This window comes from Pseudomonas fluorescens Q2-87 (assembly GCF_000281895.1).
In the GTDB taxonomy this organism is placed as follows: domain Bacteria; phylum Pseudomonadota; class Gammaproteobacteria; order Pseudomonadales; family Pseudomonadaceae; genus Aquipseudomonas; species Aquipseudomonas fluorescens_S.
The window spans coordinates 3,359,796-3,386,241 of record NZ_CM001558.1; the positions used below are offsets into that span (position 1 = coordinate 3,359,796).

Sequence of the window (26,446 nt, forward strand, 5' to 3'; positions counted from 1 at the left end):
TTTTGCGATTGCTGCGCAATCGAGCGGGAGCAAGCTCCCTCGCCACGGGTTCATCCGTTCACAAGGATTCACCGATTATCCAAGACTCAACAAGAACAATTTCTAAGGAGAATCACCATGGGCGAAGTCGTCCTGGCTGCGAAAATCTGCCACGTTCCCTCGATGTATTTGTCGGAGCTGCCGGGCAAGCACCACGGCTGCCGCGCCGCGGCGATTGCCGGACACAAGGAAATCGGGCGTCGCGCCCGTGAACTCGGGGCCGATACCGCCGTGGTGTTCGATGTGCACTGGTTGGTCAACAGCGCGTATCACATCAACAGCGGTGAGCACTTCAAGGGCATCTACACCAGTAACGAGCTGCCGCACTTCATCAAGAACATGGAGTACGAATACTCAGGCGCCCCGGAGCTGGGCGAGTTGATCGCCGCCGAGGCCAATGCCGCCGATGTCCGCACCCTGGCCCACAACATCCCGAGCCTGGAGCTGGAATACGGCACGCTGGTGCCGATGCGCTACATGCACATGGACGTACCGCAAGAACAAAAACTCAACGTCGTGTCGATTGCGGCCTGGTGCGCCTGGCATCGCTTGCAAGACAGTTTCACCTTCGGCGCCGCCGTGCGCCGGGCCATCGAGAAAAGCGATCGCAAGGTGCTGGTGCTGGCGTCGGGCTCGCTTTCCCACCGTTTTTCCGATGATCGCAACGCCGAGGCCAATATCCACAACTGGACGCGGGAGTTCGACAAGCAGGTCGACCTGCACGTCGTCGAGATGTGGCGCCAGGGCCGTTGGAAAGAGTTCTGCGCGATGCTTCCGGACTACGCCGAACATTGCTTCGGCGAAGGCAAGATGCATGACACGGCGATGCTGCTGGGGCTGCTCGGCGGGTCGGATTACGACAAGCCCGCCGAAATCATCACTGAACCGTTCGGCAGCTCCGGCACCGGCCAGATCAACGCCATTTTTCCAGTCTGAACAGCAGCTGCAAGCCGCAAGCGACAAGCTGATCGCTTTCAACTTGCCGCTTGTCGCTCACCACTTAAAGCTGCCGACGCAGGAGGCCCCCATGCCGCACTTCATCGCCGAATACACCGACAACATCGAGCAACAAGCCAACCTGCCCGAACTCTTCGCCAAGGTCCACGCGCTGCTGGGCGACAGCGGCGTATTTCCCCTGGGCGGCATCCGCAGCCGTGGCGTGCGCCTGGACACCTGGCGCATGGCCGACGGCAAGCATGACTACGCCTTCGTGCACATGACCTTGAAAGTCGGGCATGGCCGCGATCTGGCCACCCGCCAGAAAGTCGCGGAAAAACTCTTCGAGGTCATCACCGCGCACTTCGCCGAACTCCAGGCCCAGCGCCTGCTGGCCCTGTCGTTCGAGATGATCGAGCTGCACGAACAACTCAACTTCAAGGCCAACAACGTCCATGCCTTTCTCAAGGCCCAGACAAGCTGAACCTGCCTGCCCGTTCGTCCCATCGGCCTCTCTGACAAAAAGTACAAGATCATGAGCACAGCCAATACCGCCGCCACTGTCGGCACCGTCGCACACGACCGCACCCACGCCACCATCACCTGGCGGTTGATGCCACTTTTGCTGATCTGTTACCTCTTCGCCCACCTGGACCGCATCAACATCGGCTTCGCCAAGATGCAAATGAGCGCCGACCTGCAATTCAGCGACACGGTCTACGGCTTCGGTGCGGGGCTGTTCTTCATCGCCTACGCGCTGTTTGGCGTGCCGAGCAACATGGCCCTGGACAGGGTCGGACCGCGTCGCTGGATCGCCACGCTGATGGTGGTCTGGGGTGCCTTGTCCACCGGCATGTTCCTCATCGACAGCGCCACCGGTTTCTATGTGTTGCGCTTTCTGCTGGGCGTGGCGGAAGCCGGTTTTTTCCCCGGCATCCTGGTCTTTCTCAACCGTTGGTACCCGGCCCGGCGCCGAGCCCAGGTGACCGCGCTGTTCGCCATTGCAGTACCGATGGCCGGGGTGATCGGCGGGCCATTGTCCGGCGGCATCCTCGAACATTTCCAGAACGTTGGCGGCCTGCGCAGCTGGCAGTGGATGTTCGTCATCGAAGGACTGCCGGTGATCGCTCTCGGCCTCGTTGTGCTCAAGTGCCTGCCGGACAGTTTCGAGTCGGTCCATTGGCTCACACCGACCGCCAAACAGCTGCTGCGCGAGCAACTGAGCGTCGAAGAACAGGGCAAATCCATCACCTCGTTCTCGGCGATCCTCAACAACCCACAGGTCTGGTTGTTGGTGGCGGTGTACTTCGCCGTGATGCTGGCTGTGAACACCCTGGCCTTCTGGATGCCGACCTTGATCCATGGCGCCGGTATCGGCAGCGACGGCCGGGTCGGGTTGCTCAGTGCATTGCCTTATCTGGCCGGCTGCTTCTTCATGATCGGCTGCGGGCGCTCCTCCGACCGCAACCGCGAACGCCGCTGGCACCTCTGCGTACCGCTGTTGATGGCGGCGGCAGGCATTGCCATCGCCGGGCTCGCGCCCATCAGCCCGCTCCTGGTGCTCGCAGGCTTGATACTCGCCGGCATGGGCGCCAGCGCCGCGTTGCCGATGTTCTGGCAGCTGCCGCCGGCCTTTTTATCCAACAGCACCCAAGCCGCCGGCATCGCATTGATCAGCTCCTTTGGCAGCATCGCCTCGTTTTTCGCGCCGTACCTGATCGGCTGGATGCGTGACACCACTCATAGCGCCAGCCTGGCCCTGTATGTCCTGGCGCTGCTCATCGCTCTCGGTGGCTTCCTGGTGCTGCGCACCCAGGCCGCTATCGTCAACCCTCAGTAAGAGATCATTGTCATGCTTGATCAGAACCTCATCCAGCAAGCCGCTGCCCGCCTCGACCACGCCGAACGTTCGCGCGAACAGGTGCGCCAGTTCTCCCTCGATCACCTGGACATCACCATTGACGATGCCTACGCCATCCAGCGCGCCTGGGTGGCGCAAAAAATCAAGGATGGCCGCAAGCTCGTCGGTCACAAGATCGGCCTGACTTCCCGGGCCATGCAAGTCTCTTCGAACATCACCGAGCCGGACTATGGCGCACTGCTCGACGACATGCTCTTCGACGAAGGCACTGACATTCCGTTCGAGCGCTTCATCGTGCCCAGGGTGGAAGTGGAGCTGGCGTTCATTCTCGGCAAGCCATTGAAGGGGCCGAACGTGACCGTATTCGACGTGTTGGACGCCACCGAGTGGGTGATCCCGGCATTGGAAATCATCGACGCGCGCATCCAGCAGGTCGACCCGCAGACCAAGGCGACTCGCAAGGTCTTCGACACCATTTCCGACAACGCGGCCAACGCTGGCGTGGTCATGGGCGGACGTGCCGTGCGGCCCACCGAGATCGACCTGCGCAAAGTGCCCGCAGTGCTCTACCGCAACGGCGTGATCGAAGAGTCCGGCGTCTCGGCGGCGGTGCTCAATCACCCGGCCAAAGGCGTTGCATGGCTGGCGAACAAACTGGCGGCCTACGACGTGACGCTGCAGCCAGGGCAGATCATCCTCGGGGGTTCCTTCACCCGCCCCGTGGCGGCCAATCCCGGCGATACCTTCCATGTCGACTACGACATGCTCGGTTCCATTGCTTGCCGTTTCGTCTGATCGGAGACCGTTCATGGACATGCCTGTCAACACATTCAAACAGCGTCTGCGCAGCGGTGAAGCGCAGATCGGCCTGTGGCTGGGCCTGGCCGATGCCTACTGCGCCGAGCTGGCCGCCAACGCCGGTTTCGACTGGTTGCTGATCGACGGCGAACACGCCCCCAACGATGTGCGATCGCTGCTCGGCCAGCTCCAGGCCGTGGCGCCCTACCCCAGCCAGCCAGTGATCCGCCCGGTGATCGGCGATACAGCACTGATCAAGCAAGTGCTCGACATCGGCGTGCAAACCTTGCTGGTGCCCATGGTGGAAAGCGCCGCCCAGGCCCGCGACCTGGTACGTGCCATCCACTACCCGCCCCAGGGTGTACGCGGCGTCGGCAGCGCGTTGGCGAGGGCGTCGCGCTGGAACAGCATCCCCGGTTACCTCGACCAGGCCGATGAACAGATGTGCCTGCTGGTGCAAATTGAAAGCCGCGAGGGCTTGGCCAACCTCGACGCGATTGCCGCAGTGGACGGCGTGGATGGGGTGTTCATTGGCCCGGCGGACCTGAGCGCGTCCATGGGTTTTCGGGGCAATCCGGGCCATCCGGATGTGCAAGCGGCCATCGAAGATGCCATCGTTCGCATTCGTCAGGCCGGCAAGGCTGCGGGGATACTCAGCGCCGATGAAAAACTGGCCCGGCGCTATATCGAACTCGGCGCGGCGTTTGTCGCGGTGGGTGTGGACACTACGGTGTTGATGCGCGGTTTGCAGACTTTGGCGGCCACATTCAAGAACACACCAAAGCCTGCGGCGGGTGGCGTGTACTGACAGCAACCACACCCCCGTGATGAGGGGACTTATCTCCCCATCACAGGGCTGCGGAACAAGCTCGGCACCTCAGCGCCTGATCGTCTTCAGGTCATTAAGCAACGCCAACAAAGTCTGCAGCTTTTCTTCCCCCAACTTCCCCTGCAAGCGCTGGTAGTTCTCTTCCATGCTCTGGCTCATCGAATCGAAGCACGCCTGCCCTTGCGGTGCCAGGCGCACCAGTACCCGCCGCTGATCCTGCTCGGCCTTGCGCCGCACGATCATGCCCGCCGCTTCCATGCGCACCAGCACGCCGGTCATGCTGGGCTTGAGGATGCACGCCAGCTCGGCCAGGCGATTGATTTCCAGCTCGTCATGCTGGCTGAGGATACGGATGACCCGCCATTGCTGTTCGGTCAAGCCGTGCTGATTGAGGGAAGGCCGGAAAAAACCCATGGCCGCTTCACGGGCCTGCAGCAGGGTCAGGGTCAGGGATTGGCGCGGTTTGAGCATTGGGAGTGTTCACGTAAAAGATTTAGTTAATGAGTTAACTAAATCTTAACAGCTTCCAGCCAAGACTGGACTATCTGCTTGAATACTCTGGTTCAGGATCGAGCTCCATCCGTGGCGAGGGAGCTTGCTCCCGCTGGGCCGCGAAGCGGCCCCAATGGATATGTTTAAACAGGTCATTTGTGGTCGTTGCATGGAGGGGGCTGCTGCGCAGCCCAGCGGGAGCAAGCTCCCTCGCCACAGGGTTGGGATCGGCCTTAATGCATGTTTCAGCTCAAGCGCCTTTGATCACGCCTTTGAGCACTTGCTTGAAATGCTCGAGCTGTTCCTCACAGAACTGGCCGAACACTTTGTCCTGCTGTTCCTTGGCGATGGCCCAGAGTCCCTCAGTCTCATCGATGCCCTTGGTCGTCAGGCGTACCCGTTCGCCTTCATCGCTCACCAGCCCCTTGCGCTTGAGATTGGCCACGGCTTCTTCGATCTCGCGCACCGGCATCGCCACTTCCCGCTGCAAATCGCAAAGGCTCAACCCGGCGTCATTTTCGAGCACCATCAACATCCGCGCTTCGCTGGTGCGCAACCCGGTGGACAATTGGCGTGGCTGGTAGCTGGCCTGGTAGGCCCGCAGCGCCTGGGTCATCAGGTAATACAGGTTGTGGCTCAAGCGGCCCTGGAAGTGGCTGCTGGGTAATTGGCCCTCCTCCCGCCGAGTCATGCGGGTATGGGGCAAGACCATCGAATAGGCGCCCTGGTGGTAGAGCAACGGCGAACGGCCGAAATCATCGAAGGCCACGACTTTTCCGATCATGATCCAATGATCGCCGCCGTCGACCTGCTGGTATTTCTCGCAATGAAAACGCGCCGAGCAGTCCACGAACACTGGGGCGCCACCTTCGCCAGCCTCGAATTCGATCTCGGCGAACCGATCGTCCTTCGGCCGGGCGAAGTTGTTCGACAAATCGATCTGGTCAGCGGCCAGCACGTTCACCGCAAAATGGCTGGCAGCCTCGAATACGCCGTGGCTGCTGGAGCGCTTGTCGATGCTCCAGAGAACCAGCGGCGGGTCCAGGGACACCGAGTTGAAGCTGTTGGCTGTCACGCCGACCTTGCGTCCGTCCTCGGCTGCGGCGGTCACCACGGTCACGCCGGTGGCGAAGTTACCCAGGGCCCGGCGGAACGCGCGGGTGTCGAAAGCGGTATCACAAATGCTAGACATGCAAGACTCCCGGCCGCCTCAGGCGACGGCCTCGATTATTGTTTTATGAGCCGGGCTCCAAGAGCGGGCGGTCAAACCATGGAAGGATCGGGCTCAAGGCCCATCAACTCACGGCCAAGGATCTGCGCGCAGACGTCGTAGTCGGTATAGGCATGAGCGCCGGTCAGGTGGGCGTCGCGGAATAACCGTTGCAGTTCATTGGTTTCGAACCAGGCGCCGCCACCGGCGGCTTCCATCAGGCGATCCACCGCCTGGATGCACATTTTGGTGGCATAGCCCTGGTTGGTCCGCCAGAACGCCAGGGTTTCACGGCTTGGGTATTCGTGACGCTCGCCATACTCGGCGTGTTCCTGCCAGGTTTTTTCCAGGAACGCACGGGCCGCCGCCACTTGGTGGGTCGACTCAGCCAAGCGCATCAGCGCTGGCGTTGCAGCACCCACCGCCGCGCCGGTGTAGGCGCGCACACGGTTGCGGGTTTTCTCGCGAAACACCTCCAGCATGCGCTCGGCCACGCCCAGGCTGACGGTGGAAAATCCGCTGGCGAAATACGGCCGGTACGGCGAATAGAAAATCTTGCTGTCGGGGTACAGGCCAAATCCACCGGACTTGCCTTCCATCATGTCCTTGGCTTTCTGGATCCGGTGCTCCGGCACGAAAGCGTTGTCGATGATCAGCGTCTTGCTGCCGCTGCCGCGCATGCCCACGGCGAACCAGTCATCGCGAATCTCATAGTCGCTGCGCGGCAGCACCGCAAAGCAATAGTCCTGGGTGCCTTCGGCGTTCTTGCGGCGAAACCCCACGATCGCCCATTCAGCATGGTCGCAGCCACTGCTCCAGCCCATTTCGCCGCTGAACATCACGCCGCCGCGGGTTTCCTCGGTGCGGCCAAACGGTGCGATGCTGCTGCTGGCGGTGGCATCGGGATTCTCGCCCCAGATTTCCTGCTGGGCCTGGGCCGGGAACATTGCCAACTGATGGCTATGGGTGCACAACAGACTCATGGCCCAGGCCGTGCTCGCACAGGAGCCGGCCAGCAACGCAATGCAGTCGGCGAATTGCGGCAGGGAAATCTCCATGCCGCCATACTGCTTCGGCTGGAAAGCGCGATGCATGCCGATGCTTTTGAGCAAGGCGATGTTCTCGGCGGGCACGCTACGGTCTTGCTCCGCCTGGAAGGCATTGGCAGCAATGATCGGCAGGATGGGCTTGAGGTCTTCGAGCAGTGGATTTGGCTTTTTCATGGACGGGCTCTTTTATTATTGGTGTCTGCCGATCCCGCCTTTGCCCGGCAACCTGATGGTGCAGAAACGGCGGGATCAATGATTAAGGCCAGTCCAGTATGGGCAAACGAAGGCGCCGGAAAAATGCACCTTCCAGATCCAAGATTGCACTTTTCATGGCGTCGATCCCGACCCCATGGCGCGCACGATCAAATACTCCGGCACGGATGATCAAGACAACTGCGCGCGCCGTAGCCCTTAATAAGGCCAACGCATGCAGTGCCTTGTAAAAACGCTGCAACGGAGTTTCCTTTCACTTTGTCAGGTTGCGTCATGATCAATATCGAAACGCCCACCTATTACACGGCCACCAAGAAATACAACCTCAGTTTCCCCACCTTGGAACAGGACGTGGAAGCCGATGTTGTGGTGATTGGCGGCGGTTTCTCCGGCATCAATACCGCACTGGAGCTCGCCGAAAAAGGCATCACCAATATCGTGGTCCTGGAGGCGCGTTACCTGGGCTTCGGCGGCACGGGGCGCAACGGCGGGCAGATCATGGCCGGCATCGGTCATGACCTGGAAAAAATCAAGAAGGACGTCGGTGAAGACGGCCTGCGCCAGGTCTTCGAGATCAGCGACCTGGGGGCGGACATCATCAAGGACCGCATCGCCAAGTACGCCATCGATGCCGACTTTTGCCACGGTTACGGCTACATGGGCTTCAATGCACGCCAGGAAAAGACCCTGCGGGCCTGGGAAAAAGACTTCAAGTCGATCAACAGCAAGCACGAGATCCGTTTTCTCGGCGGCTCTGACGTGCAGCAGATCATCGGCTCCAAGGCCTACAGCAGCGCACTGCTGCACATGGGCGGCGGGCATGTGCATTCATTGAACCTGCTGCTGGGTGAAGCCAAGGCCCTGGTCAGCCACGGCGTGCAAATCTACGAGAACAGCCCGGCCCTGGAAGTCAGCTACGGCGAGCGCATCACCGTGCGCACCGGACGCGGCTCGGTCAGGGCCAGCAAATTGCTGTGGGCCTGCGACAGTTTTCTCAACAAGCTGGAACCGGAACTGCATCGCTCGACGATCAATACCTACGCCTTCCAGATGATGACCGAGCCGTTGTCGGACGAACTGATCCAGCGCATCAGCCCGATTCGCGGCGCCTACAGCGATATTCGTCCGGTCATCGATTACTACCGCGTCACCAACGAGAACCGCCTGTTGTTCGGCGCCGCCACACCGTTGGTCGAGCACATTCCTCAAGACCTCAAGGCCTGGAACCGGCGCCTGATGCTGAAAATCTTCCCGTACCTCAAGGACGTGAAAATCGACTTGGCCTGGGGCGGCCCGATGGCGTGCAGCCCGAACCTGTTTCCCCAGATCGGCACCCTGCCCGGGCGCAGCAACGCGTTTTTTGTCCAGGGCTATTCAGGCTTCGGCGTCACCCCCAGCCACATCATTTGCAAAGTGCTGGCCGAAGGCATGAGCGAAGGGTCGGCGCGCTATGACCTGGTCAGTTCGATCCACCGCCCGACCATCCTCGGCAAAGACGCCATTCGCCCGCTGCTGCTGACCGCCGGCAAGTCCTGGCATCAGCTGTCGGGCTACTGGAATGGCCGTCGCTGACGGCCAGACAGCTTTTTTTCCTTTCAATCATCAGGAGTCACTGCCATGTCCCTCATCACCCTCGAAAAAGACATCCAGCTGTCCGAACTGGACGCTTGGGGCACCGTCGCCGATCTCGGTTCGCAGATTCTCGAAGGCGAAGTCAAAGCCTTCGGCAAAATGACCTTCGGCGCCCCGACCGATGCCGTGAGCAGCGCCTATTTCGGCACCACCCGAGGCAAGTTCCGGATGGTCTATCCGTTCGCGGAGCAGGCCACCGTGGTCACTGGCGAAGTCGTGCTCACCGACGAAGCCACCGGCCAGAGCACTCGCTACAAGGCCGGCGACAGCTGGTTCGTGACCAAGGGCACGCCCGTACTGTGGGAAGTGGTCAGCGAAAGTTTCGTCAAGCACTACTTCGCGGTAGCCTGACCCTACCGGGCTGCCGGACCCGCCGGCAGCCCGCTTGGCGAAGGCCTTGATCATGAACATCATCCCCACCCAGGACATTGCCGGCCACTGCCTGCATGCCTTTACCCAGCTCATTCCCGCCAGCCGGGCGGCCTTCTACTGTGTCGACCGGCATCTGCACGCCCATGACTTCAGCCTGCAGGACATGAGCGCCGAAATGCACCGCGACTATCTGGACAATTTCTGCCAGTTCGACCCACTGCAACCGCGCAACTACGCCACCAGTGACTTGGTCGTGGTGCCGCTGGGCCTGGCAATGACCCGCCAACCGGCGCGGGACAACCAACGTTATCGCGGCTTCTTGCAGCGCTACGGGGTGGTGGATGTGGTGGAGATCTTCGCCCATCGGGACGGCCAGCCCCAGGCCGCGATTTCCCTGTTGCGCACCGCCGAGCAAGGCGCCTTCACCAGCCAGCAGCTGAACCAACTCTCGGCATTGCAAGCTTTGTTGCAACTGTCCGTTGCCCATTTGCCTGCCCTTGAGGATCCATTGAGCGAGCTGACGCCCAAGGAGCGCCAGATTGCCTGGCTGCTGCGCCAGGGCCTGAGCAACAAGCACTTGGCACGAGAGCTGGATGTGGGCTTGCCGACCATCAAGACCCACCTGATCAACCTGTTTCGCAAGGTCGGCGTGCGCAGCCGTACCGAACTGGTCAGCGCCCTGTTTCTCTAGGGTTCAACCATTCGGTTGATAGGCCAACGTCGCGCAGAACCGCATGATCCGGGTGGCTATTCCATCCAACCGGAGCCTTGCTATGACTTCTACACCTACAGATTGGATCACCGTCGGCGCCCTGGCCGATGGCTTTGCCCCCGAAGCCTTCATCCTGCCCAACCTGGCTGACCTCAACGGCAAGACCTTCACATTGCATTTCGCCAATGGCTGGCAGATCGAGCACCGATTCGAGCAAGACACGCTGTCCTGGAACGCGGCTGACGGCCATTCCAGCGGCACGGCGGCCTATAGGGCCACCTCGGTGCGGCCGGGCTTGTACCTGTTGGACTTCATCAAGCGCCAAGGCGCCCAAGCATCTTCGGTCAGCCTTGTGCTGGATACTGCGAACGCGGCGTTCACCGCTGTGATCGGTCGCATGCCCGAGCCGCAGCAGACGCGCGAAGGGCTCTACGGACGCGCCTTGGCCGGGCAGCCATTGACCTCGGTCAGCGTCGAGTTCCTTCATGGCAGCCTCGATCGTGCGTGGCAGTCCGGTCTGTGTCCACATGCACCGTCTACCGAGCTGGTGGGGCTGCGCAACCTGTATCGATACAGCCCGAGCGAAGTCTACGAACACATTTACCTCAACGAACGATTCTATTCCTGGCAATGCCTCAAAGGCGTCGAGCAAGGCCTGTGCGACACCGATCGGTGCGACACCTACAAAATCGCCGATCAGTTGTTCCTGTTCGTCTGGCGCGAAAAGATCATCCCGACCCTGGGCCTGGTGCTGATCGACCTGCAACAGCATCGCAGCGATGGCAAGATCTTCGGCTACGCCGGGGCGTCCTTCGACGAGTTCTCCAACTTCCCGGTCAGTTCCTACTGCCAGGTACTCAACCGGACGGAATATCCCGATGTCTGAATTACGCACCGTCGTGATCACGGGCGCAGGCACCGGCATCGGCGCCGCCTGCGCCCGGCTGCATGCCGCCGAAGGCGCCAATCTGGTGCTGATCGGCCGTCGCCGCGAGCCCTTGGAACAACTGGCGCAGGAAATCGGCGGCCTGGTGCTGGTGGGCGATGCAGCCTGCGCGGCGACCTGGGCCGGCTTCGTCGCGCAGATCCATGAGCGTTTTGGCCGAATCGACGTGCTGCTGGCCTGCGCCGGCGGCATGGGTTCGGGCAGCGCCACCGAGACCAGCCCGCAAGCCTGGGAAGCAGCCCTGCGGAGCAATCTCGACAGCGCTTTCTATAGCGCCCGGGCGTGCCTGCCGCTGCTGCGGGAAAGCGCTGGCAACGTCGTGTTGATCGCCTCCATTGCTTCATTGGCGGCAGGACCCCAAGTGTGCGGCTACACCACGGCCAAGCACGCACTGCTGGGCCTCACTCGCTCACTGGCGCGGGACTACGGCCCGGAAGGCGTGCGGGTCAACGCCGTCTGCCCAGGCTGGGTACGCACGCCGATGGCCGATGAGGAAATGCAGGTATTGATGGCATTTCATGGCGAGACATTGCAACAGGCCTACGACCGGGTTTGCGCCGACGTTCCGCTGCGCAGGCCGGCCAGCGCCGAGGAGATTGCCAGCGTGTGTCGCTTTCTCGCTTCGAAGGAAGCGGCGATCATCACTGGGGCAACGCTGGTGGCCGATGGCGGCTCCAGCATCGTAGACGTGCCAACACTGGCGTTCAGCCGGATGGAGCAAGCCCATGCCTGACGACCTGGATTTCAGCGGGAAAACCGTACTCGTGACCGGTGGAGCCCAAGGCATTGGCCGGGCCATTGTCGAGGCGTTCGCCCAGCGCGGGGCACGCGTGGTCATCGCCGACCTCGGCGTGGCGCAAGCCGAGGCGCTGGCCAGCGAATTGACCCACGGCGGCGGTCAGGTGGAGGCCGTGGGCGTCGATCTTGCCGACGCCGCCGAGATCGGCGCAATGATGGCGGGGCTGGAGCAACGCCTGGGGAGGCTGGATGTCCTGGTGCACAACGCCGGGTATTTTCCCCTGACCCCTTTTGCGCAAATCACCCCGGCGGTGCTGGAGCGAACGCTGGCGGTAAACCTGTCGGCGCTGTTCTGGCTGACCCAGGCGGCGCTGCCGATGTTCCGCCGCCAGGGCCAGGGATGCGTGCTGGTAACCTCCTCGGTCACCGGTCCACGGGTCGCGTATCCAGGGCTCAGCCATTACGCGGCATCGAAGGCCGGGGTCAATGGTTTCATCCGCAACGCGGCGCTGGAACTGGCGGCTGAGAATGTCCGCGTCAACGGCGTCGAGCCCGGCATGATCGCCACACCGGCCATGGCGAATCTCGGCGATGATGAAGTCAATCGGGACATCGCCCGGCGGGTACCGCTGGGCCGATTGGGCAAGCCGACCGACATCGCCGGCGCCATGCTGTTCCTGGCATCAGGACTGGCGTCATATGTGACCGGACAGACCCTGGTGGTCGATGGCGGCTCGACCTTGCCAGAGGTTTGAGCCTGGGGGAGCCATCGCGAGCAAGCTCGCTCCCACAGTATTTCTCAGGTGTTCACTGATCAGGTGTACACCCAGATTCTGTGGAAGCGAGCTTGCTCGCGATAACGGTAGACCGGCCTGCACCGACCTGGACTCAAACCACTCCCTGCCCCTGCTGTAAACGACTGGAACGAAACTCCTTCGGCGATTGCTCGAACTGTTTCTTGAACGAACGGCTGAAGTGCGCCGAATCCGTGAAGCCCCACTTATAGGCAATCGAAGTAATCGACTCGTCCCGCAGGAACGGGTTGGTCAGGTCATCGGCGCTGCGCTTGAGTCGGGCTCGCTGGATGTAGCGGCAGACACTGTCGTCCTGCTCTTCGAACAGCCGATACAGATGGCGTACCGAGATGTTCAGGCGATGGGCCAGGCCGACCGGACTGAGGCCGGGCTGGGTCAGCGATTCGTCGATGACCTTCTGCACGTAGCTGCGCAGATGGCTGCCCTGCAACGTGGCGCCCTCGTCGCGTGAATCGCTGCGGTGCTCCAAAGCCGAGCCCAGCAGTGAAACAAAAGCACTCTGCAAGGCTTCGCCCTCGCCAGCGGCGCCCTCGCCATCCGGTGTGTCCTTGCACAATTGATCCATCAACACATGCAGCATCCGCCCGCAGGCCTTGCTTGAAGAAACCTTGCCGAAGGTCTTGGTTTCGCCGCCCAGATGCCTGGACACGTCCTGGCGAGACAAGGACAGCACGACGTGCTCGATCAGGCCGAAAGGACTGATCTCGAGCGCGCCCACCGAATCCATCAATAACAGCTCGCCGGGCGCCAGCTGGATGCTCTGGCCGTTCTGGGTAATGCGCGAATAGCCACTGCGCTGGCTGACCAGAAAACAATCCTGGTCATCGTCATGATCGGCGTTAGGCGAATGGCGTTTGATACAACCCGCGTTGGTACGCAGATTGGCAAGAGAAAGACCGCCACGGAAAAAATTCGACACCTCGCCAATGAACAACGAGCGATTGAAGGCCAGCTCCGTATCGAAATGGCCGCACGTGGCGCGCAAATCCCGGTTCCAGGTTTCCAACCCGTCTTGCCCAACCTGATGCATGCTCATGGCATTCTCCGCAGTGGCTTATTGTTTTTGTACGGCAATAGTTAACATGTTATCTATATGCACGCAACAAGTACCTGATCGCCAGAGCAGTAGCAGGATTGATGCCAGGACAAAACAATGCAATCAGAGAGTTTGCAACACCCGTTGCAAACCGCTCAAGACCGCCAGCAAGCCCATGCGCTGCTCGCGGCTCAACGCAATATAGCGTCGGAAGGCGGGCATGCGATTCACCACTTCGCTACCGCCCATGTGCTCCAGCCGTACACACCACTGGCGCCCTTGCAGCTCGATATCCAAGCGCTTGAAATCCAGCGGCATGAGCGCTTCGTACAGCGCCAGGTCCTGCTCCACCGCCGCCTGCAACAGCGCCGGCAATTCACTGCCGCCGCCGCGCTGCCGGCAGCGGATGCCGCGCCGCCGAACGGCTCCGCCGTGGTGCAGTTGCAGGCGTGCGGTGCCCTCTCTGGAAGCAGGCACGCGCATCACGAACTCGGTCAGCACCAAGTGCATCAGCAGCTGCGACTCGGTGCGTTCGGCGACCTCCAATTGCAGATCACCATCGTCGACAATGACCGTCGCCGTTGCCGGGCCCGTCAGCTCGAACCCCGCCAGCCCGAGGTTGCGCCGCAACAGTTCCAGGGTCACCCCGGGCCGATAACCGACCGGAGCGCGCTGGGCACTGAACAGCTCAGACAGTTTTTGCAGCACGGTCGACAAACACATCGGCAGGTTGCCCAGGTTCATGGGAAAACTCCTTGGCCAGTACGTCTTCGACCGACGCCGGCTTGAATGGATTGACCTTCTGCACCACCAGGGTCCAGAACAAGGCGTACGTCGCCGTGACACCGAGCATCACTGCGAAGGGTACGTAGATGTCCGCCGGGTTCATGCCCGGCGGAGTGATGAACCACATGCCCAACACAATGCCGACACTGGACAAGATCTGCGGCAACGGAAAAAACGGCGAGCGATAGGCCCGTGGCAGATCAGGACGGCGAATCCGCAGGCTGACCACCGACACCGTCACCAGCAGGTAGGCGAAACTCCAGGCGCACACGGCCGCCAGCACCAAATGCATGATGTTGTCGGTATTGCCTCCCAGCCAGAGTGCATGCAGGCAAGGAATCAGCATCGCCACCAGGATGCACAACAGCGGCGTCTTGAAGCGCGGGTGCAAATAGGTGAAGACTTTCGGCAAAGCGCCGTCCACCGCCATGCCGTAGAGAATCCGTGGCACGCCGGCCATCAGCGTGTTGATGGTCGCCGCCCCGGCGAACAGGAAGCCGATCCCCAGCCACATCGGGCCAACATCACCCATGACCTGCTCGGCGAACCGCGGAATCGCCATGGGCGTGTCCAGCAAATGCACGCCGCTGGCAGCGTCCAGCAGGACGTTTTCCACCTGGCGCTTCATCGCCGCGCCATAGATGAACATGCACGCAGCGACACTGAACAAGCCCAGCATCATCGCCCGGGGCATGGTCTTGGCGGAGTGGCGCAGGTCCGGCGCCAGCGGTGTGACAAACTCGCAGCCGACAAACATGAACATCGCCATGCCCACCAGCGACAACACAGTGACCAGGTCGGTGCCCACTACAGACACGCCGAACCAACCTTGCAACTCTACCGCCGGGGCAGCGATCAGGCCCAACACGCCGAACACCATCAGGGTCGTCCACATGCCGAACGTCAGGACAATCTCGGCCCGCCCGAAGGCGCTCACACCGAAAGCATTGAGCACACCGAACACCACGACGAACCCCACGCCGAGCAACCAGGAGCCACCCGCCGATTCAGCCAGGGTGTTGAGGTGCTCGAAGTTCACCAGGGCCATGACTCCCGCCAGAATGGTCTCGGCGGTACCGGCGAACACATGGACGATCAGGTAGGCCGACAACGTGCCGGTAATCGCGAAGAAGCGGCCCATGCCACAGTTGATGTAGTCATAGACGGAACCGGTGGTGGGCAGGATCGACGCGGCCTCGGCGAATGTTGTCGCCTGGGCCAGCATCATCACTACGGCGATCAGCATGGCCACCGCAAAGGCGCTGCCGCCGATACCGAAGCCCATGGTGGCGGTGAGAATCACCGGGCTGGCCATGATCAGGCCAATGGTGCTGGCCAACGCAGTGGGGAAGCCCACCGTACCCCGGTTCAAGTGCTCGGTGAGCCTGTCATTGATCGACATGGTGCAGATCCTCGAAAGCGGATTTTTAGTATGGATGCCACAGCCGTCCAGGAGCCGGCGATCAAGCCCTCCCCAGCCAGTCCCTGATCGAAACGGCGTCGCGTGCAGGATTACTGTGCGCCCCACCCTCCCCGAGCGTCTTGCCCATGTCTGCCGCCGGTTTTGTTGCTGCCTGCCAGCCTTGCGCCGCTGGCGGGCTGGATCAATTCCCTGGCAGGCAGGTGAAAGACTTCCCCGGCCCGCGCTCCCCTTAATGCGCGCTCTTCTGTCCTATCACGCTGGGGAAACCATCATGGAGCACATACGCCATACACCTTCGCTGCGCACCGCCATCGGCCTGGGCGCCGCCCTGCTGGTCGCCGATTCATCGGCCCAGGCTTATCAGCTCTATATGGACGATGACACCACCGTCACAGGTAATTTCCTGGCGGTCTACGGGTTATTCAACAGTCGCAAGAACTACGACGGGACCTCGGGTGGCTCAAGCTGGCGGGAAGGCTTCATCAAGTATGGCCTGAGTATCGACCAGTCACTCGGTAACCTGGGCAGCGTCTACGGGACCGCCAACCTGGTCAGCTCTGGCACTTGGGGCGATGGCGATGCGGCGGGTCTGAGCGACGGCTCCGAACGTACCACCCGGTTCGACGAAGCCTTTGCCGGCTGGCGCTCCGGGGAGCTGTTCCCGGTGCTGGGCAAGGACGGCGTCGATCTATCCTTCGGTCGCCAGGTGATCACCCTCGGCGACGGTTTCATCATCAATGACGACGGCTTGAACCTGGGCAAAGGCGTGGCCGATGGCGAATTCAACCGGGGCGGCGCCTATTACCTGGCGGCCCGTCATGCCTTCGACCAGACCGCCGTGCTGCGCCTGGGAGGCAAGGACGGTGTGCACGGCAGCATGCTGTGGTTCAAGTCCGATAACCGCGCCCAAGCCAACACCGAAATGGCCGCCGGCACCCTGGAATACACGACGGCACCGGGCACACTCGGGCTGACCTACATTCACGGCATCGACGTTGATGACCACTACGCCAGCGACCTGCAGAAGCAGCGCGAAGGCATGGACATCTACAGCTTGCGCGGCGCCGGCAACGCTGGCATCGAAAATGCCCATTTTTCCTTCGAGTATGCCTGGCAAGACAAGGACGCCGGCCCGGAGAAAGCCTGGTATATGGAAGCCGGCTACACCTTCGCCGATTTGCCCTGGACGCCGGACCTGACCTATCGCTACAGCCGCTACTCGCAGCAATGGGACTCGATGTTCAGCGGACTCAACCGTGGCTATGGCACTTGGTTCCAGGGTGAAGTGGCCGGCAACTATTCCGGCCCGTTCAACAGCAACACCGCTATCCAGCACGTCGGCCTCAAGCTCAAGCCGGCGGAAACGGTAACCGTTGGTGCGTTGTTCTTCGACTACAGGACCCTGCAGACCCGCGAGGCGTTGAACCTCGACGCACAGGAGCTGGACCTGTACGTGGAATGGGCGGTGAATGAACACCTGATCGTCACGCCGCTGGTGGGCCTGTACAAGCCTGAAAAAGACGCGGACAGCGGTGGCAATCAGGTCGGAGGCAACGGCACCAATGTCTACAGCCAATTGGTAGTAGCGGTTCCGTTCTGACCGAACGTCTTTGGCAGGCTGCGATCTTTTAATGGAAAGCTCGTAGCCTCAAGGGGTGGCGCGATCACCCGGTTTACTTGTGCTGGTGCAGCATGGTCTGTATCTGATGCGTCGCCTGGCGGGTGCTTTCCGCCAACTTGCGCACTTCATCGGCCACCACCGAAAAACCGCGCCCGACCTCTCCCGCCCTGGCCGCCTCGATCGCTGCGTTTAGCGCCAACAGGTTGGTCTGGTCGGCAATACCCTTGATCACGCCTACCACTGTGGCGATCTGGGCGTAGGTCACCTGGTTCTGTTCCAGCATGCGCTGATGGGTGGATAGGGCCGAGCGTTCATCGCTGATATCACGCACCGCGCCAATGACACGGACCAGCCGTCCTTGTGGGTCCCGCACGGCGCGTCCACGCTCGCGGCACCAGATGTAATCCCGGCTCTTATGGCGCATGCGGTACTCGAATACGTACTCGCCGCTGCCCTGGAGACCGAGGATTTCCCGGTCGAAAATCGCCATGATCTTCGGCAGGTCGTCCGGGTGGGTGATGCCGACTTGCGCATCCCAGCCGTCCGGCAATTCGTCAGGCCCGTAGCCCAGCAGCGAGCGAAACTGACTGGAAAAACGCATGCAACTGGCCGGATGCTGGAGATCGCCGTTGACCACATTGATGTCCCAGCAGCCTTCGGTCAGGGTCGATTGCAGCAACTCCCAGACTTGCGCTTCCTGGCGTTGTTGCTGCAATTGCCGGGTATGCTCATCCAGACGAACCTCAAGAATCCCCTCGCGCTCCCGGGCTTGCTCCAGTTGCTGGCGGGTCCTGTGCAACTCGCTTTCAATCTGCTGCCAGCGCAGGGTCTGATCCTGCACTTGCGTTTGCGCCTGAAGCAGGTTCGCAGTGATGCTCGCCATCTGTCGAGGGTACTGCTCAAGCACCGTGCGCAGCGGCGGATAGTCGTCGAGCATCGGTGTGTCATCCGTCTCTCCGGCCAGCGCCCGCTGCACCTGTGCAATCAACGCACGCTTGTGTTTGTTGGTCTGGAGAAACATCACCCGCCCCTTTGTCCATCGAGTCAAAACACTGATCTGACCGCAAACCGGCCATGCTGGCTTGTACCTGCCTGCAACGATCCTTGTTCCTGGCTGCCAGCCTTGCCGGGCTGGCAGCCACAGACATACCGGGCGGCAGGCTCAGTCAAGCCGTCCCGACCGCCACGGATTAACCTCATGGCTTTCCCTTGTTCGCGATCAGGAAATACTCATGAGCGATATTGCCCTGCTGCCTCAGGTCGAAGCCTTTCTTGGCCGACACCATGCACTGTTCATCGACGGGCGCTACGTCGAAAGCCAAGGCAGCCAGACACTGGACGTCATCAACCCGGCCACCGGTCGAGTCATCGCACAGGTGAGCGATGCCACTGGCGGCGATATCGATGCGGCGGTGGAGTCGTCCCGGCGTGGCTTCAAGCAATGGTCCCAGGCGGCACCGGCGGTCCGAGGCCTGGTGTTGCTGAAGCTGGCGGACCTGTTGGAGCGGCACCGCGAAGAGCTGGCGCAGATCGAAACCTGCCAGTCGGGGAAAATCATCCAGATTTCCCGTGCCTTTGAGGTCGACCAGGCAGCGCATTTCCTGCGTTATTACGCCGGCTGGGCCACCAAGATCAATGGCGAGACCATCACTCCGTCGCTGCCCTCCTTCGCCGGTGAGCGCTACACCGCGTTCACCTTGCGCGAACCGGTCGGGGTGGTGGTCGGTATCGTGCCGTGGAATTTCTCCACCATGATCGCCATCTGGAAACTTGCGTCAGCCCTGGTGACTGGTTGCAGCATCATCATCAAACCCAGCGAATTCACCCCATTGACCATTCTGCGTGTCGCCGAACTGGCCATCGAAGCGGGATTGCCGGCGGGGGCGCTGAACGTGCTGACCGGTGGCGGACAAGTGGGCAAGGGGCTGATCGAGCATCCAGGCACCAACAAGGTGTCATTCACCGGCTCTGTGCCCACCGGTATCGCGGTGGGCCGAGCGGCCATGGGGGCCGGGCTGACCCGTGCAACCCTGGAACTTGGAGGAAAAAATTCAGCGGGGTTCCTGCGGGACATCGATACGGAGGTGGCCGTCAACGGCATCATCGAAGCAGGCTTCCTCCATTCGGGACAAATCTGCGCCGCCGCGGAACGGTTCTTCGTCCACCGCTCGCAAATCGAGCCGATCATGGATTCACTGGCCCAGCGCCTGGGCAAACTCAACATCGGCTCGCCCCTGGACGAACGCACCGAGTTCGGCCCGGTCACCCATCGCCAGCATCAACAAAAACTCGGAGAGTTCTTTGTCAGGGCCCGGGCGCAGAACAACACCATCATTCATGGCGGCAAGCTGATGGAAGGACCTGGCTGCTACGTCGAACCAACTATCATCTTCGCCAATCGCCGCGACGACGCCTTGCTCAACGAAGAAACCTTTGGACCAATCGCGACGTTTTTCCCTTATGACAGCGAGGAAGAACTGCTGGATTTGATGAACGACACCCCCTACGGCCTCAGCGCCAGTCTCTGGACCAACGACCTGGGCAAGGCCCTGCGCATGGTGCCCGCCATCGAAGCCGGCACCGTCTGGGTGAACATGCACACCCTGCTCGACCCGGCCGTCCCCTTTGGCGGCAGTAAATCGTCCGGAATGGGCCGCGAATTCGGCAGCGCCTTCATCGACGACTACACCGAACTGAAATCGGTGATGATTCGTTACTGATCGAAGGCTGCAGAAAGCTCCTGCCACGCACCCAAGAGTGATCCATCCCCCGGTGGCGAGGGGATTTATCCCCGCTGGGTCGCGCAGCGGCCCCAATCCAGTCACCTCGGTCAATCTGATGCACCGCATGCTTTGGGTTGGGGCTGCTGCGCAGCCCAGCGGGAGCAAGCTCCCTCGCCACCGGGGGATCTACTTCTTGGGTGAGCAGCAATACCTGTGGGAGCGAGCTTGCTCGCGATGGCGGCGGCAGATTCGCCATCGATGCCAGCTGAAACTCCGCTATCGCGAGCAAGCACGCTCCCACAGGTTTCAGGTCAGCTGTGGCAGGCGTTGACGGCGGGCATCCGGCCGCGCCACGGTTGGGCGCGTTCCAGTTGTGCGGCCAGGCTCAGCAAGGTGCTTTCCTCGCCAAAGCGACCGGCAAAGTGCGCGCCCATTGGCAGGCCATTGGCGCTCCAGGACAACGGTACCGACATTGCCGGTTGACCGCTGGCGTTGAACAACGCGGTGAATGGCGAGTAGCTGTGGTAGCGCTCGAGCAGTTGATCAAGGCTCATGCAAACGTCCTGCAGGTCCAGTTCGCCAATCCGTACCGGCTCTCGGGTCAGGACCGGGGTCAGGATCACATCGTAGTCCTGCATGAATATCGCCAATTGCCGGCCCAGGGCATGAATCCATTCCACAGCGGCGGCGTACTGGGCGCCGCTGACGTTGCCCTTGTCCCGCAGAATGATCCGCGTGCGCACCTCCAGTTCTTCGGCTTGCACGGCAAACCCACGCATCTGGCCCAACAGGTCGACATAGTGGCGAGTGCTCGCGCCGATGATGGTGAAGACATGATCGAGAAACTCCAACAACCCCACCGGCAGGCTCACCGGTTCGACACGGTGGCCCAAGGATTCGCACAACCGCGCGGCCTCGCCCACCGCCTGCAGGCTTTGCGGCGAAGTAGGCCAAGGACCTAGCTGTTCAACCAGGGCAATGCGCAACGGCTTAGGATCGCGCTGCACCGCCGTCACATACGGCAGGGACTGGATCGGGGCGGCATAGGGTGCGCCCAAGTCCATCCCGGCAGTGGCGTCCAGCAACGCGGCGCTGTCGCGCACCGACAGGGTGATCGCATGCGGCGTGCCCATCCCGGCCCACCCCTCGCCCACCATCGGTCCCGACGGCAGCAAGCCACGGCTGGGCTTGAAGCCAAAAACGCCACAGCAAGACGCCGGCACCCGTAACGAGCCACCACCATCGTTGCCGTGGGCGAATGGCACCACTCGTGCCGCCACCAGCGCCGCGGCGCCACCGCTGGAGCCACCAGCACTGTGGCCGGTGTTCCAAGGGTTGCGTGTGGCGCCGAAGCGCGAAGACTCGGTGGAGTACGACGTACCAAATTCCGGCGACGTACTGGTGCCCATCACCTGGCAGCCAGCACGCCGCAGCCGCGTCACAACGTCCGATTCAAAGTCCGCGCGAAAATCGCCGAGCGACCGCGAGCCGTTGGTCATGGCCGCACCATTGACCGGCGAAAACAAGTCCTTGATCAAAGTCGGCACACCGGCCAACAAGCCTTGCCCGGCCTGCGGGGTGCGCGACGCTTCGCGAGCGGCATCGTACAAGCGCTCGGCCACGGCATTGAGTTGTGGCTCGACCCGTTCCAGGCGTTCGATGGCCACCTCCAGCAGTTCCCCAGGCTGGACCTCTGCGCGCCTGACCCACTCGGCCAATGCCGTGCCGTCCTCACGATCCATCAAATGGTGAATGTCTTGCATACCCATGCTTCAGATTCCTTATTCGTGACGATTAACGTGATCCGACCGTGCTTGCCTGGCCCTGGCCCCGGGCTCGCAACCCGGCCAGGACCCAGAGCAGTGCCGCGACAAAACTGGCGAGCGCTAGCCACTGGATGGCGTGGCGCAGGTCGCCGGCGAAGCTGATTACAAAGGCCACCACCAGCGGGCTGACGAACTGGCCGATGTACAGGCATGAGGTGAAGCCGCCCAAGCCGCGCCCGCGAGTGCTGGAGGTCAGGGCATTCATGACCGGCGCCATTACATTGGGCACCAGCAGGCCGGATCCCAGCCCCTGGACGAGCACGGCTACCAGCACGGCGTTGTAGCTCTGCCCGCGCATCAGCAGCCATAACCCGATACCTAGCAAGCCCAGCAACAGCGCGTTGCAACCGGCGATACCAAAGCGGCGACGCAACAACGGCCACATCAACGAGCCGCCCAGGGTCGCCAACAAGCTCAGCCCCGAAGCCAGACCGATCATCGTGCTCGATGTGATGCCCAGGCCGACCAATAACGTCGGCGCCTGGATTGGCACAACGAAAGTCAGCACCATGCCGCCAAGAACCATCAAATAACCGACCACCAGTTGCAGCACCGCGACCTTGGCCGGCCCCGGCTCATCACCCCTTTGCTCAACCCCTTGCCGCTGCGTCACCGGCGGCTCCCAGAGCACTTTCATCATTACCGGCACCAACAGCAGCGGCAGCAAATACAACAGGAACGGCGCACGCCAGGAGTGCTCGCCGAGCGCACCGCCCACCACAAAAAACAGCGCGCCCACCAGACCGATAGTCACCACCTGCCGGTTCACGTAGCGCAGGCGTTCCTCGCCATGCCAGTAGTCCGCGATCAGCGTGGCGCAGCAGGTCATCACGGCTGCCTCGGCGCAGCCAAACAACAGCCGGACTCCGACAATCGACGGCAGGCTATCGAGCATGGCCGGCAGCGCGCCGAGCAAGGCATAGAGCAACGTAGCGATCAACAGCAAGGCCTTGCGCCCGACCCGGTCCGCCAGCCAGCCGGCCAACGGGGCGCACAGGGCAATCGCCAGGGCCGGCCCAGTGATTGCCAGCGGCACCAGCAGATCGGCGCGAGGCTCGACGGGGCCAAATTCGGCGCCCAGCCTGGGCAGGATCGGTGCGACCATCACCGAACCCATGATTGTCAGGCTGCTGCCGAGCATCAGCACCAGCCCTTCACGGAGACCCGCCAGCCGGGATCCGGTGGCCGCCGTTGGAACGACACTTGATTGATTCATGGCGAGCCTCCTTCAGAAGCTTTGGGAAATGCGCAGCGCCGTCGTGTAGCCCTCGGCGCGGTTGCGCGCGTCAAGCTCCTTGTAGACGTGCAGCCACACCGGGGGCATGCCCGGCTTGAAGTAGCTCACCGCCGGACCGACGGCCAATACCCGGGCGCGATTGCCCGGTTCCAGGCCTGGTGCATCGTCATCGGTGAATTGCCGGTAGTAATAGCCGCCCACGCCCAGGGTCCATGGCCCGACGTGCTGGCCCACGGCGAATTCATGACGGTACTCGACGCCGTTTTTGTAGTCGGTGTCATGGTTGCGGGTATTGATGTCGGCTTCGAAGCTTGAAGACACCTCAAAGCCGCTGTCGGAGATGTACGTGGCGTTGAGGATCGGCGAGAAGGTCCAGTGGTTCAGGCCCGGGGAGATCAAGCGATTCTTGTCGTAGTCGCCTGTGGGGGCCTGGACCTGGAACTGGGCATTGACGAACAGGTTAGGCGAAAGCGTCCACTGCAGGATCAACGGCAGCACTTGGATGTCGGCCATGCGAAACGGATCGGCTTCAAGGTTCAGCGGGCCGACAGGCGTCTGCACCTGTACCGAGGCGTCCATCTGGAAAAACGGCACCACGGTACCGAAGCCATACTGGGCGCCGAGCACGGTGTAATCGGTCATGCGCATGTAGGCGACGCCGATGGACAACACGTCCAGGGAGAAATTGTTATCCAGTGATTTGCCGTGGCGATCTTTCTGCACATTGGCCGAATAGAACGCTGTGCGCAGGCCCACGGTACCGAAGGGTGTAGCCGGCGGCATCATCCCTGCGCCGAAATCATAGACACCGACCGCCGTGGTCGGTGCGCCATTTTCGGTGCCATGGGCAGCGGTACAGAGACCGATCAACCCCAAGGTGAACCACGTACAGCGCCAGGCGTTTATTGTTTTATTCTGATTCATCGAATGCCCCTCTAACCATGTGGTGTTGGGGTCATCCTAGGGAGCCGGCCTGTGAGCCGTTATCCGTTTTCAGCACAGATGCGTGCGGCGCAAGGTTTGCGATGGGGTCTCGCCAAACAGGACCCGATAATCGCTGGAGAATCGGCTCAAATGCCAGAATCCCCAGCGCGCCGCGACCTCCTGTACGCCATGGGCCTGATCGCCATGGCGCAATTCCCGGCGCACGGCATTGAGGCGCAGCGCCCGCAAATAGGCCACCGGGTTGATGCCCAGGGTTTCCTGGAAGCAGTACTGCAATTTGCGCCGGCTGGCGCCGATGTGATTGCACAGGTCGAGAATCGACAGCGGTTCATCGACATGGCCCAAGGCATACTCCCGCGCCCGGTCGACCATGCGTTTGCGCGCTGTGGGGTTGAGCGGCGGCGCCTCATCCGGCGCCACCAGCTCCAGCAATTGCAACATCACCGTATCGCGCAGGCCTCGGCGGATCGACTCGTAGCCCAGCAGCGAATCGCGCCCCCGTTCGCCCCCTTCGAGCTCATCGAACAGCGCCGCCAGTTCTGCCGGCAGCGACGAGTCGGCCAGGCGGTAACACCTGGGAAGATCGGTAATTCGAAAGCGACTGCCCTGGCGCTCCAGCACATGCTCCAGGGCCCGCTCGTCGACAGCGACACCAAGCAGGTCAAGATGCTGGGGGGTGCGCAGTTCGGGAAGGTTGTGGCCTCGGGCAACCAACAGGCTGGGTTCGATAATCGGATGGCCGCAGCAAAATACCGGTCCGCTCGCACTCAACGGCACGCTGAAGGTAATAGCCCCTTCCCATGCCGTGCCTTGCTTGGTCAGGGCCTGGTTAGAGCGGTCGCGCACCAGTTGCATCCAGTCCGAGCGGAACTCGACCAGCTCACCTTCGAAGCGTCCCGGGGTCAACTGGTCGTAGCTAACCTGCCAGCCACCCATGTTCCGGGCGTGCTCGTCGATGTCTGCGGTGCGGAACCGATTGATCGGCGGCGGCATGTTGTCGTTGTTCATTGACCCGACCTTTGATGATTCCAGGGTTAACGGGTCAAAAGTCAGGCAAGTTCCATTCCGCCACACGGGCAAGTCATTCAATTGTGCCGAAAACGGCTAGCCGTCCGGTGTCTCAGCTACCGGCATCGGCATGGGCTTGCTCAAAGAAGTAATCCTTCCAGCTGTCCGCCTTGTTTTTCAGCACACCCAATTCATGCAACTTCTCGGCGTAGATGTAGGTGCGTTGCGGCACCACGGTGAAGTCGATCTCGGGGTCGGTCACGATCTTTTCCACCAGCGCCAGCGGCAACTTCGATTGTTCCACGCGGATGTACGTCTGGGCGGCGGCGGGCTTGTCGGCCTTGATGATGCTTTGCGCTTCCACCAGCGCGTCGTAGAACGCCTGGTAGGTCTTGGGGTTCTCGTCGTGGAATTTTTCCGTGGTGTAGAGCACATTGAACGTCGCCGGCCCGCCCAGTACGTCATAGGAGCTGAGCACCTTGTGCACGTTGGGGCTCTGCAGCGCCTGGTACTGGAATGGCGGGCTGGAAAAATGCGCGTTGATCTCCGATTTGCCGGCAATCAGCGCCGCCGTCGCATCCGGGTGCGGCAGGCTGACCGAGATGTCATCGAACTTCTTGTATTGGTCGTTCCCGAAAACCTTGGCCGTTTCAAGCTGTAACGTACGCGACTGGAAGCCGACGCCCGCCGCTGGCACGGCGATGCGGTCCTTGTCGGTAAAATCCTTGAGGGTCTTCACATCCGGGTTGTTGGTGAGTAGATAATTGGGCATCGAGCCCAGCGAAGCGATGGCCTTGACGTTCTGCTTGCCACGGGTCCGGTCCCAGATCGTCAGCATCGGCGGAACGCCCGCTGACACAACGTCCAGGGCACCGGTGAGCAAGGCCTCGTTCATGGCCGTCGCGCCTGAGATACTGTTCCAATCGACCTTGATATCCAGGCCCTGTGCCTTGCCATGCTTCTCGATGAGCTGCTGGTCACGGACGACGTCAAGGATCAGGTAACCGATACCGAACTGCTGGGCGATGCTGATCTTGCCTTCCGCCCGAGCCGTGGGGCCGAGCAAAAAACCTGCCGCCAGGGAAACGAAGCACACAGTGAGCGCAGAACGCTTGAAAGCCATAGCCATGGAACCTCACAGTCAGTGGAAAAAACCAGGGCACGACTTTAAAGCTATAAAAATAATAATTTAAATACCT

The 26,446-nt window shown here is 61.6% G+C and carries 24 protein-coding genes and 2 pseudogenes; 13 read left to right on the plus strand and 13 right to left on the minus strand.

What is annotated here, in order from left to right; all coding sequences use genetic code 11:
* The first annotated feature begins 117 nt into the window (after positions 1-117).
* From hpaD to hpaI, 5 genes are all read left to right on the plus strand, one after another.
* Positions 118-975, plus strand: coding sequence for a 3,4-dihydroxyphenylacetate 2,3-dioxygenase (gene hpaD, locus PFLQ2_RS12890; RefSeq protein ID WP_003182190.1), 858 nt, complete (start codon positions 118-120; stop codon positions 973-975).
* A gap of 91 nt (positions 976-1,066) precedes the next feature.
* Entirely contained in the window at positions 1,067-1,459 is a 393-nt protein-coding gene (locus PFLQ2_RS12885) for a 5-carboxymethyl-2-hydroxymuconate Delta-isomerase (RefSeq protein WP_003182191.1), read from the plus strand.
* A gap of 51 nt (positions 1,460-1,510) precedes the next feature.
* The gene (locus PFLQ2_RS12880) at positions 1,511-2,815 is read left to right on the plus strand and encodes an MFS transporter (protein WP_003182193.1); all 1,305 of its coding nucleotides are present in this window, start codon (positions 1,511-1,513) and stop codon (positions 2,813-2,815) included.
* Positions 2,816-2,827: 12 nt separating this feature from the next.
* Positions 2,828-3,631, plus strand: a complete 804-nt coding sequence (gene hpaH, locus PFLQ2_RS12875) for a 2-oxo-hept-4-ene-1,7-dioate hydratase (protein WP_003182195.1) — start codon at positions 2,828-2,830, stop codon at positions 3,629-3,631.
* Positions 3,632-3,644: 13 nt separating this feature from the next.
* Complete coding sequence (gene hpaI / locus PFLQ2_RS12870; protein ID WP_003182198.1) at positions 3,645-4,442, plus strand: 4-hydroxy-2-oxoheptanedioate aldolase; 798 nt, start codon at positions 3,645-3,647, stop codon at positions 4,440-4,442.
* Between the two features lie 69 nt (positions 4,443-4,511).
* Here hpaI and hpaR read toward each other — a convergent pair whose 3' ends face one another.
* From hpaR to PFLQ2_RS12860, 3 genes are all read right to left on the minus strand, one after another.
* Positions 4,512-4,934, minus strand: coding sequence for a homoprotocatechuate degradation operon regulator HpaR (gene hpaR, locus PFLQ2_RS27805; RefSeq protein ID WP_033046053.1), 423 nt, complete (start codon positions 4,932-4,934; stop codon positions 4,512-4,514).
* A 271-nt stretch (positions 4,935-5,205) separates the two neighbouring features.
* On the minus strand, positions 5,206-6,147 hold the full coding sequence (locus tag PFLQ2_RS12865) for a p-hydroxyphenylacetate 3-hydroxylase reductase component (RefSeq protein WP_003182201.1): 942 nt from the start codon (positions 6,145-6,147) through the stop codon (positions 5,206-5,208).
* Between the two features lie 71 nt (positions 6,148-6,218).
* Positions 6,219-7,388: a p-hydroxyphenylacetate 3-hydroxylase oxygenase component gene (locus tag PFLQ2_RS12860; RefSeq protein ID WP_003182203.1), complete on the minus strand. Its 1,170-nt coding sequence runs from the start codon at positions 7,386-7,388 to the stop codon at positions 6,219-6,221.
* A gap of 312 nt (positions 7,389-7,700) precedes the next feature.
* On the opposite strand from PFLQ2_RS12860, the gene PFLQ2_RS12855 reads away from it, so the two are divergent.
* The 6 genes from PFLQ2_RS12855 to PFLQ2_RS12830 all read left to right on the plus strand — a co-directional run bounded on the left by PFLQ2_RS12855 (position 7,701) and on the right by PFLQ2_RS12830 (position 12,582).
* Positions 7,701-8,999, plus strand: a complete 1,299-nt coding sequence (locus PFLQ2_RS12855) for an NAD(P)/FAD-dependent oxidoreductase (protein WP_003182205.1) — start codon at positions 7,701-7,703, stop codon at positions 8,997-8,999.
* Positions 9,000-9,044: 45 nt separating this feature from the next.
* Positions 9,045-9,410 carry a cupin domain-containing protein gene (locus tag PFLQ2_RS12850; RefSeq protein ID WP_003182206.1) on the plus strand — a complete coding sequence of 122 codons (366 nt, stop codon included), beginning with the start codon at positions 9,045-9,047 and terminating at the stop codon, positions 9,408-9,410.
* A gap of 52 nt (positions 9,411-9,462) precedes the next feature.
* Positions 9,463-10,122 (plus strand): helix-turn-helix transcriptional regulator, encoded by a 660-nt coding sequence (locus PFLQ2_RS12845; protein WP_003182209.1) that lies wholly within the window; start codon positions 9,463-9,465, stop codon positions 10,120-10,122.
* Between the two features lie 82 nt (positions 10,123-10,204).
* Entirely contained in the window at positions 10,205-11,029 is an 825-nt protein-coding gene (locus PFLQ2_RS12840) for a molybdenum cofactor biosynthesis F family protein (RefSeq protein ID WP_003182212.1), read from the plus strand.
* Positions 11,022-11,822 (plus strand): SDR family NAD(P)-dependent oxidoreductase, encoded by an 801-nt coding sequence (locus tag PFLQ2_RS12835; RefSeq protein ID WP_003182214.1) that lies wholly within the window; start codon positions 11,022-11,024, stop codon positions 11,820-11,822. Before PFLQ2_RS12840 ends, PFLQ2_RS12835 begins: the two co-directional genes overlap by 8 nt.
* The gene (locus PFLQ2_RS12830; RefSeq protein WP_003182216.1) at positions 11,815-12,582 is read left to right on the plus strand and encodes an SDR family oxidoreductase; all 768 of its coding nucleotides are present in this window, start codon (positions 11,815-11,817) and stop codon (positions 12,580-12,582) included. The genes PFLQ2_RS12835 and PFLQ2_RS12830 overlap by 8 nt, the downstream gene beginning before the upstream one ends.
* A gap of 133 nt (positions 12,583-12,715) precedes the next feature.
* Here the strand turns inward: PFLQ2_RS12830 and feaR are convergent, their stop codons facing one another.
* The 3 genes from feaR to PFLQ2_RS12815 all read right to left on the minus strand — a co-directional run bounded on the left by feaR (position 12,716) and on the right by PFLQ2_RS12815 (position 15,866).
* Positions 12,716-13,678, minus strand: coding sequence for a transcriptional regulator FeaR (gene feaR, locus PFLQ2_RS12825; RefSeq protein ID WP_003182217.1), 963 nt, complete (start codon positions 13,676-13,678; stop codon positions 12,716-12,718).
* A 123-nt stretch (positions 13,679-13,801) separates the two neighbouring features.
* The gene (locus PFLQ2_RS12820) at positions 13,802-14,422 is read right to left on the minus strand and encodes a DUF3156 family protein (protein WP_050551577.1); all 621 of its coding nucleotides are present in this window, start codon (positions 14,420-14,422) and stop codon (positions 13,802-13,804) included.
* Positions 14,367-15,866, minus strand: a complete 1,500-nt coding sequence (locus PFLQ2_RS12815) for an APC family permease (protein WP_003182221.1) — start codon at positions 15,864-15,866, stop codon at positions 14,367-14,369. The genes PFLQ2_RS12820 and PFLQ2_RS12815 overlap by 56 nt, the downstream gene beginning before the upstream one ends.
* Before the next feature lie 292 nt (positions 15,867-16,158).
* Here PFLQ2_RS12815 and PFLQ2_RS12810 point away from each other — a divergent pair, with 292 nt between their 5' ends.
* On the plus strand, positions 16,159-17,487 hold the full coding sequence (locus PFLQ2_RS12810) for an alginate export family protein (RefSeq protein ID WP_003182223.1): 1,329 nt from the start codon (positions 16,159-16,161) through the stop codon (positions 17,485-17,487).
* An 82-nt stretch (positions 17,488-17,569) separates the two neighbouring features.
* On the opposite strand, the pseudogene PFLQ2_RS31005 reads toward PFLQ2_RS12810, so the two are convergent.
* Positions 17,570-17,821, minus strand: a pseudogene (locus PFLQ2_RS31005) (methyl-accepting chemotaxis protein); the annotation flags it as partial.
* 12 nt (positions 17,822-17,833) lie between these two features.
* Positions 17,834-18,529: pseudogene (locus PFLQ2_RS30880) on the minus strand (PAS domain-containing protein); the annotation flags it as partial.
* 211 nt (positions 18,530-18,740) lie between these two features.
* On the opposite strand from PFLQ2_RS30880, the gene PFLQ2_RS12800 reads away from it, so the two are divergent.
* Positions 18,741-20,228, plus strand: coding sequence for an aldehyde dehydrogenase family protein (locus tag PFLQ2_RS12800; protein WP_003182226.1), 1,488 nt, complete (start codon positions 18,741-18,743; stop codon positions 20,226-20,228).
* A gap of 314 nt (positions 20,229-20,542) precedes the next feature.
* On the opposite strand, the gene PFLQ2_RS12795 is transcribed toward PFLQ2_RS12800, so the two are convergent.
* From PFLQ2_RS12795 to PFLQ2_RS12775, 5 genes are all read right to left on the minus strand, one after another.
* Positions 20,543-22,000, minus strand: coding sequence for an amidase (locus PFLQ2_RS12795; RefSeq protein ID WP_003182228.1), 1,458 nt, complete (start codon positions 21,998-22,000; stop codon positions 20,543-20,545).
* Positions 22,001-22,025: 25 nt separating this feature from the next.
* Positions 22,026-23,273, minus strand: a complete 1,248-nt coding sequence (locus PFLQ2_RS12790) for an MFS transporter (protein WP_003182229.1) — start codon at positions 23,271-23,273, stop codon at positions 22,026-22,028.
* 12 nt (positions 23,274-23,285) lie between these two features.
* Positions 23,286-24,218, minus strand: coding sequence for a SphA family protein (locus PFLQ2_RS12785; protein ID WP_003182230.1), 933 nt, complete (start codon positions 24,216-24,218; stop codon positions 23,286-23,288).
* Positions 24,219-24,287: 69 nt separating this feature from the next.
* Entirely contained in the window at positions 24,288-25,247 is a 960-nt protein-coding gene (locus PFLQ2_RS12780; protein WP_003182232.1) for a helix-turn-helix domain-containing protein, read from the minus strand.
* Positions 25,248-25,359: 112 nt separating this feature from the next.
* Positions 25,360-26,376: an ABC transporter substrate-binding protein gene (locus tag PFLQ2_RS12775; RefSeq protein WP_033046059.1), complete on the minus strand. Its 1,017-nt coding sequence runs from the start codon at positions 26,374-26,376 to the stop codon at positions 25,360-25,362.
* Positions 26,377-26,446: the final 70 nt, after the last annotated feature.

What these genes read in the sequence shown, in the direction of transcription:
- hpaH (WP_003182195.1), top strand. Translation starts at nt 2,828, where the DNA reads ATGCTTGATCAGAACCTCATCCAGCAAGCCGCTGCCCGCCTCGACCAC.
- hpaR (WP_033046053.1), bottom strand. Translation starts at nt 4,934, where the DNA reads ATGCTCAAACCGCGCCAATCCCTGACCCTGACCCTGCTGCAGGCCCGT.
- PFLQ2_RS12820 (WP_050551577.1), bottom strand. Translation starts at nt 14,422, where the DNA reads ATGAACCTGGGCAACCTGCCGATGTGTTTGTCGACCGTGCTGCAAAAA.
- PFLQ2_RS12780 (WP_003182232.1), bottom strand. Translation starts at nt 25,247, where the DNA reads ATGAACAACGACAACATGCCGCCGCCGATCAATCGGTTCCGCACCGCA.
- PFLQ2_RS12840 (WP_003182212.1), top strand. Translation starts at nt 10,205, where the DNA reads ATGACTTCTACACCTACAGATTGGATCACCGTCGGCGCCCTGGCCGAT.
- PFLQ2_RS12885 (WP_003182191.1), top strand. Translation starts at nt 1,067, where the DNA reads ATGCCGCACTTCATCGCCGAATACACCGACAACATCGAGCAACAAGCC.
- PFLQ2_RS12835 (WP_003182214.1), top strand. Translation starts at nt 11,022, where the DNA reads ATGTCTGAATTACGCACCGTCGTGATCACGGGCGCAGGCACCGGCATC.
- PFLQ2_RS12790 (WP_003182229.1), bottom strand. Translation starts at nt 23,273, where the DNA reads ATGAATCAATCAAGTGTCGTTCCAACGGCGGCCACCGGATCCCGGCTG.
- PFLQ2_RS12855 (WP_003182205.1), top strand. Translation starts at nt 7,701, where the DNA reads ATGATCAATATCGAAACGCCCACCTATTACACGGCCACCAAGAAATAC.
- hpaD (WP_003182190.1), top strand. Translation starts at nt 118, where the DNA reads ATGGGCGAAGTCGTCCTGGCTGCGAAAATCTGCCACGTTCCCTCGATG.
- PFLQ2_RS12830 (WP_003182216.1), top strand. Translation starts at nt 11,815, where the DNA reads ATGCCTGACGACCTGGATTTCAGCGGGAAAACCGTACTCGTGACCGGT.
- PFLQ2_RS12775 (WP_033046059.1), bottom strand. Translation starts at nt 26,376, where the DNA reads ATGGCTATGGCTTTCAAGCGTTCTGCGCTCACTGTGTGCTTCGTTTCC.
- feaR (WP_003182217.1), bottom strand. Translation starts at nt 13,678, where the DNA reads ATGAGCATGCATCAGGTTGGGCAAGACGGGTTGGAAACCTGGAACCGG.
- hpaI (WP_003182198.1), top strand. Translation starts at nt 3,645, where the DNA reads ATGGACATGCCTGTCAACACATTCAAACAGCGTCTGCGCAGCGGTGAA.
- PFLQ2_RS12865 (WP_003182201.1), bottom strand. Translation starts at nt 6,147, where the DNA reads ATGTCTAGCATTTGTGATACCGCTTTCGACACCCGCGCGTTCCGCCGG.
- PFLQ2_RS12785 (WP_003182230.1), bottom strand. Translation starts at nt 24,218, where the DNA reads ATGAATCAGAATAAAACAATAAACGCCTGGCGCTGTACGTGGTTCACC.
- PFLQ2_RS12860 (WP_003182203.1), bottom strand. Translation starts at nt 7,388, where the DNA reads ATGAAAAAGCCAAATCCACTGCTCGAAGACCTCAAGCCCATCCTGCCG.
- PFLQ2_RS12880 (WP_003182193.1), top strand. Translation starts at nt 1,511, where the DNA reads ATGAGCACAGCCAATACCGCCGCCACTGTCGGCACCGTCGCACACGAC.
- PFLQ2_RS12810 (WP_003182223.1), top strand. Translation starts at nt 16,159, where the DNA reads ATGGAGCACATACGCCATACACCTTCGCTGCGCACCGCCATCGGCCTG.
- PFLQ2_RS12845 (WP_003182209.1), top strand. Translation starts at nt 9,463, where the DNA reads ATGAACATCATCCCCACCCAGGACATTGCCGGCCACTGCCTGCATGCC.
- PFLQ2_RS12800 (WP_003182226.1), top strand. Translation starts at nt 18,741, where the DNA reads ATGAGCGATATTGCCCTGCTGCCTCAGGTCGAAGCCTTTCTTGGCCGA.
- PFLQ2_RS12850 (WP_003182206.1), top strand. Translation starts at nt 9,045, where the DNA reads ATGTCCCTCATCACCCTCGAAAAAGACATCCAGCTGTCCGAACTGGAC.
- PFLQ2_RS12795 (WP_003182228.1), bottom strand. Translation starts at nt 22,000, where the DNA reads ATGGGTATGCAAGACATTCACCATTTGATGGATCGTGAGGACGGCACG.
- PFLQ2_RS12815 (WP_003182221.1), bottom strand. Translation starts at nt 15,866, where the DNA reads ATGTCGATCAATGACAGGCTCACCGAGCACTTGAACCGGGGTACGGTG.